General features: G+C 46.4%; 10 protein-coding genes. 5 read left to right on the top strand and 5 right to left on the bottom strand.

Translation table 11 applies throughout. The features are described 5' to 3' along the window. The 5 genes from EBI00_RS15540 to EBI00_RS15520 all read left to right on the top strand — a co-directional run. Positions 1-1,671 (top strand): putative Ig domain-containing protein (locus EBI00_RS15540; protein ID WP_148039082.1); only part of this gene is annotated, 1,671 nt, incomplete at its 5' end. A 3-nt stretch (positions 1,672-1,674) separates the two neighbouring features. Continuing rightward, complete coding sequence (locus tag EBI00_RS15535) at positions 1,675-3,012, top strand: efflux RND transporter periplasmic adaptor subunit (RefSeq protein ID WP_123096849.1); 1,338 nt, start codon at positions 1,675-1,677, stop codon at positions 3,010-3,012. Next, entirely contained in the window at positions 3,012-5,126 is a 2,115-nt protein-coding gene (locus EBI00_RS15530; protein ID WP_123096848.1) for a site-2 protease family protein, read from the top strand. The genes EBI00_RS15535 and EBI00_RS15530 overlap by 1 nt, the downstream gene beginning before the upstream one ends. A gap of 9 nt (positions 5,127-5,135) precedes the next feature. Beyond that, on the top strand, positions 5,136-5,954 hold the full coding sequence (locus tag EBI00_RS15525; RefSeq protein WP_123096847.1) for a hypothetical protein: 819 nt from the start codon (positions 5,136-5,138) through the stop codon (positions 5,952-5,954). A 1-nt stretch (position 5,955) separates the two neighbouring features. Then, positions 5,956-6,459 (top strand): hypothetical protein, encoded by a 504-nt coding sequence (locus EBI00_RS15520; protein WP_123096846.1) that lies wholly within the window; start codon positions 5,956-5,958, stop codon positions 6,457-6,459. Here the strand turns inward: EBI00_RS15520 and EBI00_RS15515 are convergent. From EBI00_RS15515 to EBI00_RS15495, 5 genes are all read right to left on the bottom strand, one after another. Further along, entirely contained in the window at positions 6,456-6,644 is a 189-nt protein-coding gene (locus tag EBI00_RS15515; RefSeq protein WP_123096845.1) for a hypothetical protein, read from the bottom strand. The genes EBI00_RS15520 and EBI00_RS15515 overlap by 4 nt on opposite strands. A gap of 103 nt (positions 6,645-6,747) precedes the next feature. Continuing rightward, positions 6,748-8,079, bottom strand: a complete 1,332-nt coding sequence (guaD, locus tag EBI00_RS15510; RefSeq protein ID WP_123096844.1) for a guanine deaminase — start codon at positions 8,077-8,079, stop codon at positions 6,748-6,750. A 146-nt stretch (positions 8,080-8,225) separates the two neighbouring features. Next, positions 8,226-8,582, bottom strand: coding sequence for a VanZ family protein (locus EBI00_RS15505; RefSeq protein ID WP_123096843.1), 357 nt, complete (start codon positions 8,580-8,582; stop codon positions 8,226-8,228). Between the two features lie 15 nt (positions 8,583-8,597). Beyond that, complete coding sequence (gene dbpA, locus EBI00_RS15500) at positions 8,598-9,980, bottom strand: ATP-dependent RNA helicase DbpA (protein ID WP_123096842.1); 1,383 nt, start codon at positions 9,978-9,980, stop codon at positions 8,598-8,600. Positions 9,981-10,141: 161 nt separating this feature from the next. Beyond that, complete coding sequence (locus EBI00_RS15495; RefSeq protein WP_123096841.1) at positions 10,142-11,083, bottom strand: LysR family transcriptional regulator; 942 nt, start codon at positions 11,081-11,083, stop codon at positions 10,142-10,144. Positions 11,084-11,112: the final 29 nt, after the last annotated feature.

The following is an 11,112-nucleotide window of genomic DNA, read 5'->3' as shown; positions in this document are numbered from 1 at the left end:
GCCACAGGGACTGATGCTGATGGCACCGCGGCGAACAATACCTTACGTTACAGTTTGTCTGGGGACGATGCTTCCTTGTTAAACATCAACGCGACAACAGGTGTGGTGACGCTAAAAGCCTCTGCGGATTATGAAACCAAGGCCAGCTACAGCTTCAATGTGGTGGCCACAGACAATGGCGCGGGTAACTTTAACTCGGGCAGTTTAAGTACGACACAAGCGGTAACGGTCAGCGTCAATGACCTGAACGACAATGCTCCAACGGTGAGTGCAGATGCAGCGACAGCGACGCTTGTGGAAGCCGGCGGTGTCAATAATTCCGATGCTGGTACAAATAGTGCGACCATAACGCTAACTAAGAGTGATGTCGATACAGTCGGTGTTGTTGGTTACGATGCGGTGTTTTTAATAAATAACGGTTGGACAACTACTGACAATGGACAAACTTATTCCAGAACGGGGACTTATGGTACTGCGACTATAACGACGTCTACAGACGTTATCCGCTACGTTCTGAACAATAATGCGACTAGTACGCAAAGTTTGACCAATGGTCAATCTGTTACAGATAGCTTTACGATTCAGATAACGGATGGTAGTGCCACAGGAACGACCACGGCTGTGTTTAATATCACTGGCGCCAACGACGCACCGATTGTTTCTGGTACGGTGGCGAATATGTCTGGTACGTCAGGGCAAATATTTACTCCTGTTACCTTGCCGGCAAATTTATTTAGCGATCGTGATGCCAATGATCAGTTGGTATGGAGTGTCGAGAACCTGCCAACAGGTTTGGCATTTAACGCTGCAACGCGAACTATTTCTGGAACACCTCAGGGTGGTTTTGAGGGTGTTAATACACTGCAAGTTGTCGCTACTGATACCGATGGTGCTCAGGTTAGAGTACCTGTTACATTGACCTTGAACCCTGCGCCAGCTCCAGCATCTGCTAGTTCACCGGTTGAAGCAACGCGAAACGTACCCACTCAAAATACAGGTTTTACGGCGCCGGATATCGTGACCCCGTCTAATGCTTTGCCGACAGGTGTTGTTGAAACGTCTGGAGGCTCAAGGGGCTTTACTGAGGTGACAGCATCGGCTGGCGTCAGTCAGGCTCAGCCAGTGGCTGAAGCGCCAGTAAACAATGCACCTAATGCAGGACAAGCTACCGGTGTAAATACGGTCGTGGTGTCTGAATCCAGAGTGGCTGTGAATGTCGGCGCCGATGGACAGGTTCAGGTATCTGAAGCGAGTGGTGTGTCGAGCAATTTCACTGGTTTAACGGTCGCAACCATTGTCCCACAAGGGGAGCGAGTGTCGATTACCATCGCGGATACCTCAACGGTGGCGCGATACAGCGGTACCTTGGCAGATGGCACTCAATTGCCAGATTGGGTGGCGGTGAACCCAACAACGGGTGAAGTGACTATGACGCCACCGCAAGGGGAAGAAACGATCACGCTGAAAATTAACGCAGTGGATGCCGACGGAAATACTCGTATTCTAGAGATTGAGGTAGATCTTTCTTCAGTGTCTGAAACGCCGCCAGTCGCTACGGATTCGGTAACGGTCAATGAGGCGGTATTTAAGTCATTAGATGAACAATTAACCGCCGCGTCAGAGCAGTTTGATGATTATGGAAATGGATTAATGAAGTTGTTGGTGTCCTAAGTTATGTCAGATCAAGCGGTTGCCCAGCTTCTGCAAATAGAGCAACAGGTCCGTTGTTGTGAAACGGCAACAGACCTTGCTTTTGTCATGGTAAATAGGACAAGAGATTTGGTTCCTCATCAGCAAGCGGCTTATCTTGTTGGAACGGAATTAGATCGTTTGAAATTATCTGCCGTGAGCGATATTGCCTTGGTTGACCGAGCCACGCCATTCGGTGCTTGGTTGGAGGCCTTGTCTGTTTTTGTGAGTGCCTCAGAGCAGGCAACAAAGGCGCATACAATAGAGACCAAGCACCTGCCAGTGTCTCTACTGAATGATTTAAATGATTTCTCTGCGCCTTATATGCTTTGGTTACCGTTATTTATACCTTCTAAGCCCAATCAAAGAGTGGGCGTGTTGTGGCTAGCGAAGTCTCAGCCATGGACAGAAAGAGAAATCGGTTTATTACAACATTTGGCATCCAGTTACGCCCACGCGTTACAAGTATTTGTTCAGCGCTCTGGGTGGCGTGTATGGCGAGGTCGTCTGGCTTCTCGACGTGTTCGCTTGGCTTTGCTGATGTCCGCTATTTTGCTGGGCTTTGTGCCAGTGCGATTGACGGTGTTGGCGCCAGCAGAGATTATTGCCAAAGATTCTTTGTTGGTGACGTCTGCTATCGCGGGGGCAGTTCGTGACGTTTTAGTCAAACCCGGTGAATTCGTTGCGGTTGGCCAGCCTGTTGTTCTAATGGATAAGACCGAGTTTCAAGGTCGTTATGATGTGGCACAGCGAGAATTAGAACGCGCTCAGGCGGAACTCAGAACCACGGAGCAAGCCGGGTATGTTGATCGTCGTAAAAAAGCGGAGTTGGCAGAGCTGGAATCTCAAGTTGCGCTTAAAATGATTGAACGGGACTTCTTGAAAACCAAATTAGATCAGACTCAGATTTCGGCGAGCCAATCCGGTGTGGTTGTACTTGATGATCCAGAAAAGTGGAAAGGACGCCCTGTTGTGGTAGGGGAACGTATTTTATCGATCGCTGACCCCGCTAAGGTACAATTGGAAATTCAGCTGCCAGTTACCGACGCTATTTCTTTGGATTATGGTAATGAAGTCACCCTGTATCTTGATATTGATCCCTTGAACCCTCTGGCTTTTTCAGTGAATTATTCGTCTTTTGAACCCAGTTTAACGCCCGATCAGATCGTTGCTTATCGGATTGTTGCGGACAGGCAGGGAGAAGGCGCTCCGCCAAGGATTGGGTTGCGTGGTACGGCTAAGTTGTATGGTGAGGAAGTCTCTTTGGCGTATTACCTTTTTCGTCGGCCAATCACCTTTATTCGTCAATATTTGGGTGTGTAATGTCTGCCCAAGCTGAGCCAAAGCCACTGCCTAAACTACGCCAAAATCTCTCTCTGCTGACGGCGCCGCCCGATGAAGACGGTGAGCCACGTTGGCAAATCTTTGACCCACTCAGTAACAAATTTTTCTATTTGTCTCGAAGCGCGTTTTACATTTTTAGGGAGTGGCGTCATGTTCATCAGGACGTGGATCTGTTGTCTCGACTTGAGCAAAGAGGAATAGATGTTGGCACGGAAGAGCTAGAGTGGTTCCTACGGTTTTTGGAGGCGAATCACCTTTTAGAAGCGCGCACTGAAACAGATTTAGCGCGGCTAAAAGGCGAGGTCAATAAACAAAAAAAGCATGTTTTACTTTGGTTGCTGCATAATTATTTGTTTATCAAAATCCCCCTTGTTCGCCCCGATTTATTTTTGACGCGGATTTATCCTTTAACCAAGGTGCTGTTTAAGTGGCGCTTAGATAGAGTGGCGTTAGGTTTGGGTGGCGCTGGGTTGGTCATGGTGCTTAGGCAATGGGAAACCTTTACCCATACTTTTCAGGATTTGTTTAATTTATCCGCGATTGTCTACTACATATTGGCGTTGATGTTGGTAAAAACGGCCCATGAATTAGGGCACGCTTTGGTGGCTAAGCGTTATGGTTGCCGGGTTAGTTCCATGGGAGTGGCGTTTTTATTGATGACGCCGATTTTGTACACAGATACCACAGATGCGTGGCGTCTACGTTCACGGTTTCAGCGTTTAAGTATTGTGACTGCTGGAGTGAAAGTAGAAATTTACATTGCTTGTGTGGCGACTTTTTTATGGGGGATTATGCCTGATGGCGCCCTGAGAGGCGTGTTGTTCTTTGTCGCTACGACCAGTTGGATATCTTCTTTGCTGATTAATATCAGCCCCTTTATGAGGTTTGATGGTTATTACGCCTTGTCAGATTTTTTGGGTATGGAAAACCTACAACCGCGTTCTTTTTTAGTGGGAAAGTGGTTTTTGCGTGAGCGCTTGTTTGGTTTTGGTTTTTTGCCACCTGAGCCCCTTAATCGTAAAAAATGTGCGCTCATGGTGACTTATGCTTGGTGTACCTGGATATATCGTTTTTTCTTATTTTTAGGAATTGCTTTGTTAGTGTACTACTTTGCTTTTAAATTATTGGGCATTGTACTTTTTGTGGTGGAAATTGTTTGGTTTGTACTATTGCCTGTTTTTAAAGAAATAAAGGTGTGGATTAGTTTGAGAAAAAAAATGTCTTTTAACCGTACGAGCACCTTTACTCTTTTAGTGTGTATTCTTGGCTTAGTGGTGTTTGTGGTGCCATGGAAAAGCCATATTAGCGTTCCAGCGGTCGCCACTTTTGAGCGTCACCAAACACTTTACCCTAGTGAAGCCAGTCGTGTTGTGTCTTGGCAGGTGACACCAAATCAAAAAGTCCAACAGGGGCAGTTGTTGATTTTGTTGGAATCGTCTGAAGTGGAGCAGCAGATTATCTTAACCCAGACACAACTCAATGCCTTGCAAACACGTTGGCAGCGAGCCGGTGCTGGTGCGGGAGACTTGTTGTCTTTGTCTAGCTTACAAACACAGTTATCGAGAGAGCAGTCACGGTTAGCGTCCTTACTTGAACGACGAGAAAAATTGGCGATAAAAGCGCCCTATGATGGCTATGTGGGTGAATGGTTGTCCTTGTCATCGGGGAACTATGTGAATGAACGCACTGCGTTGGCGACGTTATACGATGATGAAAGTCTCGTTGTTAAAGCCTATGTTGATAGCCGATTTATTTCTTCTTTAAAAGAAGGGGTGCCTGCTTCCTTTATGGGGAATGATGGCAAACCCTTAGAGGCCAGTTTGCTGCTTGAAAAAGTGGTTCCTACCGCCTTGAAGCGTCTTCCTTACCCAGGCCTTGCGTCTACCTATGGAGGATCGATCGCAACACAAAAATTAGAAGACGACTTGATTCCGACATCGGCAACGTATGAAGTGCATTTGATTTTTCAGGGAAAAACACCCCTTACCCGTCAGCAATTTGGGGAGGTGAGTTTGGCCATTGAACCAACCAGTTTTTTGATGAATGGCCTGCGTTATCTTTATGGGGTGTTTATACGAGAGTCGGGATTTTAGGCGAATGATATGAATGAGCAAGTAAACATCGACATACATTGGACACCCGAACAAGTCGAAGCGGTGGTGAAAGACTTAGCCAGTTTGCGCTTGTTCGTTGACTTAGACCTAGTGCCTCGTTATCCCTATTTTGGTGATAAAACTTATCCACTAGGTCGCTGCAAAGAAATTCGTGATGCTGTTTTTGTTGAGTTGCAAACTCGGTTACAGCAACCCCAGATTGCTGGAACGGGCCTCGCCTTAATACGAGATGCAATGAAGAAAGGGGCCGTGATAAAAAAAATATGGGGAGATCTGAGGGGCGTGTATTTTCAGAATGCCATGACGTTAGGCAATTGGTATTTGGATGTGTCGAACGACACCGTTAATCCCAATAAACCTCGCGTGGAAGTCTTGCCTATGGCGGAGTCTGGTTTTGCAGACATATCGAGCTTTGAACAATTTATTCAGGTCGCACAGTTTTATTGGGGTGTGAAGGTGTATCGTAATGATATCTGCCCGGCATTGGCGCCGTTTATGCCATTGATTTACACTCGAGCTGATGGGATTAGTTGGTTGGGAGAGGCCAACGACGATATGTTGGCGATGACAATGGCGACTGAATTTTCGGCTGCTGAGCGTATTTTGTCTGCCTTGCCTCCACCGCCTGATAATCTGAAACAGAAATGGCAAGACAGTATAGCCAAATTAAAGCCGAACGATTTTTTACACGCCCAAGGTGATGCCGTGGAGTTTTGTCGTCACTTCAGGGCGCAGCAATATCATTCGGGATCTCGTGTTCGTGACAGCGCCGTAATGGCGTATTTGGCGCTGCCAAAAGGTATTTAATATGCACTCCAGTCAGCAAGAAAAAATTGCGCTTGAGCATCAGGCAGCGAAGCTTTTTATGCGCTGCTATGAGCGTAATACCGGTAAGCACATTCGTCACATTTGGCATAATGATCCCATTCGTCCTGATGTGTCCTGCATGTTAGAAGGTGAGCGTTTAGATTTGGAAATTGCCCATCTTTATGGTTCAGAAGAAGAGGCGATGGAGATTTTGGGTCGGGACTTGAGTGATGTGACACGCACTGTGTTGCAAGCCCTAAAAGAAGAGCCGGCAGACGAACGTTTATTGTGTTCTTTGAATCGGATTCTAGAGAATAAAGCCGGTAAACGATATGACACCAAACGCGTTTGGCTAGTGATTCGAAATGCGCATCCTGCATGGAGCCAAGCAGACATTAAAGCGCTGGAGCATCTTATTACTATCCCCGTGCCTCATGCCTTTGAGAAGGTGTGGATTCTAGGGGATATGGAAGGTAAAAGCGGGATTGTTCGTATTTACCCTTAGCGCTTGTTGTTACTTTGTTTGTGGTCGTTATTTTGTTTGTGATTGTTCTCAGAGTGGCGTGATGATTGACGATGACGAGCTTGTTGCTCTTGGTATTTTTTTAGAACAATCAGCCCCATAATCAAAGCGGCACCAAAGAAAATGATGGCAAAAGCCCCAAGGGCAATAGTCGGTAATGAGTTCATGATATGTCGGCTCTATAAAAATTCATAAGTGATTATATAAAAAAACGGCCACACTTAAAGAAAGTGACATGGCCGTTTTTTAATTTGTGTTACTTTATTTGTGCTAATTAATTTGTGCTGATGAATTGTCTGATGAGCGTTGGTGTACGCACTGGCCTGCCGAGTAAGTGGCTTTAATGGCTCGGTCATCGCCAATGGTCATAAAGACAAAAAGAGTCTCTTCGATGCCTTTTGATAAGGCCAAGCGTGATGTGAGAAGAGGGGTGGCTTTTTTGTCTAGGATGACGAAGTCTGCTTCACTGCCCACCGCGAGATTACCAATTTTATCGTCTAGCCTAAGGGCTTTTGCACCACCCAGTGTGGCCAGGTACAAAGATTTAATAGGGTTTAAGTTTTGGTTCTGCAGCTGTATGACTTTATAAGCATCACTCATGGTTTGCAGCATGGAGAAGCTGGTTCCTGCGCCTATGTCGGTTCCCATACCGACGTTAACCTGATGGTCTTCAGCTTTTTGTAAATTAAATAAGCCGCTACCGATAAATAAATTGGAGCTTGGGCAAAACGCAATGGCCGACCCCGTTTCATGCAGCCTGTGGTATTCGTCATCACAGAGGTGAATGCCGTGAGCAAATACCGAGCGCTCGCTTAACAGTTTGTGCTGGTCATATACGTCTAAATAGTTGTTGCTTGTTGGGAAAAGTGCTTGAACCCAGACGCACTCGTCTTTGTTTTCAGACAGGTGAGTGTGCATATACACATCATGGTATTCGCTTAATAATTTGCCGGCTAATTGCAGCTGTTGTTCCGAGCTGGTCGGTGCGAAACGCGGTGTGATAGCGTAATGTAAGCGGCCTTTGTTATGCCAAGTATCGATGAGTTCTTTGCTTTCTTGATAGCTGGTGTCGGCTGTATCGGTGAGATAATCGGGGGCGTTGCGGTCCATCATGACCTTGCCGCAAATCATGCGTAAGTTATGCACTTCACTGGCTTCAAAAAACGCCTCAACGGAGACCTTATGAACCGTACCAAATACCAGAGCGGTGGTGGTGCCGTTGCGCAAAAGTTCTTTTAAAAATCGGTCTGCTACATCGCGGGCATGGGCTTTGTCGCTGAACTTTTTTTCTTCTGGAAAGGTGTAGGTGTTCAACCAGGTGAGTAATTGTTCGCCGTAGGAGCCAATCATATCGGTTTGTGGGTAGTGAATGTGCGTATCAACAAACCCTGGCGTGATCACCGCATGAGGATGGTGCTCTATCGGGAGATCTTTGGGTAAAGTGGGGATCAATGTGGCGGCATCACCCAGCGCATAAATCGTATCGCCTTCAACGACTAAGAGCCCATCTTGATAATATTCATAAGCGGCATCAATACCGACGTCTTTTGGGTCAGCAATACAATGGACGATGGCGGCACGCCAAGCTTTTAAATGGCTCATTTTTTCTCTCTTATGCTTTTTCAATGCTTTTTAGAAAACACGCGTTTGAAAAACGATATTTGACCGATCGGTCATACTTTATCAGGTCTTTTCTCGTCTTTCAGCAAACTCTTTTTATAAATAAAAAAACCACGTAATCAAGAGAACTAAGCTGAGCGTTTAAAAGCGCTCTCAAACAAGCATTTGACAAAGACCACGAGCAAAACCCCCGAGGTGTTTGCAATGAAATCGAGCCATTCGCCATATCGATTAATATGAGGTTGAATGATTTCTATCATGCCGCCCCAAATTATCATCAGTATTGCCATGATAATAAAACGTCTCATTGGACCAAAGGCGCAGAGCAAGGCCCAGCTACCAAAACCAATAAGGTGATGCAGCTTGTCTGAGCCGGGGGCGGGGGGTAAATACTCGGCAGGCGTTAAGGTGCTCAGGCTAATGATCAGTAGGCCAAATAGAAAACCGACAGCTTGGGCTGTCGGTGAGGTAAGTGCTTCTTTCATTCTAAGATCTTTTCTTCATCGTAAGATGCGCGCTCGGATATTTTTGCCTTTGATTTTTTTGTTTTCAAATTCTTTTACAACGGTTTTAGCGACCTCGTTGTCCACTGATACATAAGCATGAAAATCAAAAATATCAATTTTGCCCACTTGGGATTTGTCCAATCCTAAGCCAGCGGTGAGGGCGCCGAGTATGTCCCCAGGACGCAGTTTGTTTTTACGACCTGCATCAAAAGAAATAGTGGTTTTTGATGGGATTAAACGATAATGCAGATCAATCTCTTCAAGCTCGATAAAGTTCGCTGTGGTATTGAAGCGGGTCTCAATATCGCGCACCTTGTAATCGTCTTTTGAAGTCACTAGGTTCACGGCAATACCCGCGGCGCCAGCACGGCCAGTACGGCCTATTCGGTGCGTGTGAACATCAATGTCACGGGTGGTGTCATAGTTCACAACCAAGTCGACTTCTTTCACATCGATGCCGCGAGCGGCGACGTCAGTGGCCACTAAAACGCAGCTGCTTTGGTTGCTAAAACGCACTAATACTTGATCACGTTGTCTTTGTTCAAGGTCACCATGAATGGCTTGGGCAGCGACTTTATGATCCGCTAACCAATCTGCGACCAGTTGGGATTCGGCTTTAGTGTTGCAGAAAACGATGACTTGGCGTGGTGCAAAATGTTGCAGGGTGGCCAGTAAGGTTTCGCATTTGTCTTTGTTTTCGCTGCGCACAAAGAATTGTTCAATGTTGGGTTTTAGGTCTTCTTGGGCTTCTACCTTGATGCTGACCGGATTATTTTGAAATTCGGTACTAATGGCTTCAATGCCATCGCCGTAGGTGGCAGAAAACATCAATGTTTGGCGGTTTCTTGGGGTCAATTCCACTACTTCACGAATGCTGTCCACAAACCCCATGTCTAACATGCGATCGGCCTCGTCTAGGACGAGAGTATTTAAGGCATTCAGTTTAAGTGTACCCTTGCGCAGGTGTTCCATTAAACGGCCTGGTGTACCAACAACAATGTGCGCGCCATGCTCTAAAGAACCCACTTGCGGCCCAAACGGCATACCACCGCATAGGCTGAGTACCTTAATATTGTCTTGGAAACGCGCCATTTTACGAATTTCTTTTGATACCTGATCGGCCAATTCGCGCGTTGGGCACATGACAAGGGCTTGCACGCCAAAAAATCGCGGATTGATTTTTAGTAAGAGGCCTATGGCAAAAGCGATGGTTTTACCACTGCCGGTTTGAGCTTGGGCAAGGATGTCTTTGCCGTCGATCATGGGTGGCAAGCTTTGCTCTTGGATTGGGGTAAACGTGGTAAACCCCATGTCGGAAAGCAAGGCGGTCAGTTTCGTCGGAAGGAGAGCGTTTAGTGCGTGTTGAAATTGGGTCACAAGAGGCCTGTTCGATAGAGTAAATATGCTGCGAAGAATAACAGAAAAACAGCACAAATACTGTTCTTAACGTAATATTCAGACGAGATACATACACAGCGACAGGCACAGACAAAAACCGTGTTCGTATTTTGGATTGGTGTATTTTCGTTAATGCGTTTCTAAGATGACGGCCCCTTGCTTTGTTCTAACTGGGCTTTCATTTTTTCCCAGAAGAGTGTGATGTTGGGGTTTTGGTTAAACCGCGACCGATAGAGGCGTATTTCCAACGGAATATTCCAGTTAGCTGGGCCTGCTAAGGCCACTTTGCCATAGTTTAAGGTGTCCAGCATCAAGCGTTTAGGTATCCAGCCAATACCATAGCCTTCTTTTACCATGGCTTTTATGCTCACGGAGTGGTAATTCTCCGAGAGTGTTTGTAGCTGGGGCACGTCCCGTTGTCTTTGTAGGTGATGATGAATGACAGGTTGTAAAAACGAGTTCTCATAGTAGCCAAGGTAGGGCAAAGGTTTTCTTTTTGCACCGGGTAAGGCGTATTTTGGCTCGCCATTGCTGTCGGTTGCGCTGCAAGGAATCAAGGTTTCTTCTGCGATCACTAGGTGTTCGTACTGTTCGTCATCCAAGGCGCGAATAAAATTAATGGCTGGGTGCCAGTAACACAGCATGATGTCACATTGCTGCTCCACCAAGGCGTTAACAAAGTCGATGCCAAGCCATGAGCTGGATTTCATGTTGATGTCTAAATCCATATCAATGCTTTGGCAAAAAGGCTCAATAGATTCTTTGTAAAAGCTAAGGAATAAGGTCTGTGTGGTCACAAAGCGTATTTGCGACTCTTCTTGTTTGCGAATTTCTTGGCAGCGTTCCTTGGCGTCTCTGAGTTGTCTGGTGATCAGTTCTGCGCTTTGTAAAAACACTTCTCCCGCTGGAGTGAGGGATAAGGGCAGGGTGTTTCTGTCTATCAGAGTGACACGCATTTCTTCTTCAAGCAGTTTTATACGGCGGCTAAACGTGGGTTGTGTGACGTTTTGCTCATCGGCAGCACGAGAAAAATGGCGCGTTTTGGCCAGGGCGATAAAATCTTCAAGCCATCTTATTTCCATAAGAGCTCCCTAAGGCATGAAGTGATTGG

Origin of the sequence: Marinomonas hwangdonensis (genome assembly GCF_003721245.1) — a bacterium.
GTDB lineage: Bacteria > Pseudomonadota > Gammaproteobacteria > Pseudomonadales > Marinomonadaceae > Marinomonas > Marinomonas hwangdonensis.
This window is presented reverse-complemented; position numbering and strand designations above follow the sequence as displayed.

Bases quoted from the DNA above. Each gene is read 5' to 3' on its own strand.
- EBI00_RS15505 (WP_123096843.1), bottom strand. From the start codon at position 8,582: ATGAAAGAAGCACTTACCTCACCGACAGCCCAAGCTGTCGGTTTTCTA.
- EBI00_RS15495 (WP_123096841.1), bottom strand. From the start codon at position 11,083: ATGGAAATAAGATGGCTTGAAGATTTTATCGCCCTGGCCAAAACGCGC.
- guaD (WP_123096844.1), bottom strand. From the start codon at position 8,079: ATGAGCCATTTAAAAGCTTGGCGTGCCGCCATCGTCCATTGTATTGCT.
- EBI00_RS15525 (WP_123096847.1), top strand. From the start codon at position 5,136: ATGAATGAGCAAGTAAACATCGACATACATTGGACACCCGAACAAGTC.
- EBI00_RS15520 (WP_123096846.1), top strand. From the start codon at position 5,956: ATGCACTCCAGTCAGCAAGAAAAAATTGCGCTTGAGCATCAGGCAGCG.
- EBI00_RS15530 (WP_123096848.1), top strand. From the start codon at position 3,012: ATGTCTGCCCAAGCTGAGCCAAAGCCACTGCCTAAACTACGCCAAAAT.
- EBI00_RS15535 (WP_123096849.1), top strand. From the start codon at position 1,675: ATGTCAGATCAAGCGGTTGCCCAGCTTCTGCAAATAGAGCAACAGGTC.
- EBI00_RS15515 (WP_123096845.1), bottom strand. From the start codon at position 6,644: ATGAACTCATTACCGACTATTGCCCTTGGGGCTTTTGCCATCATTTTC.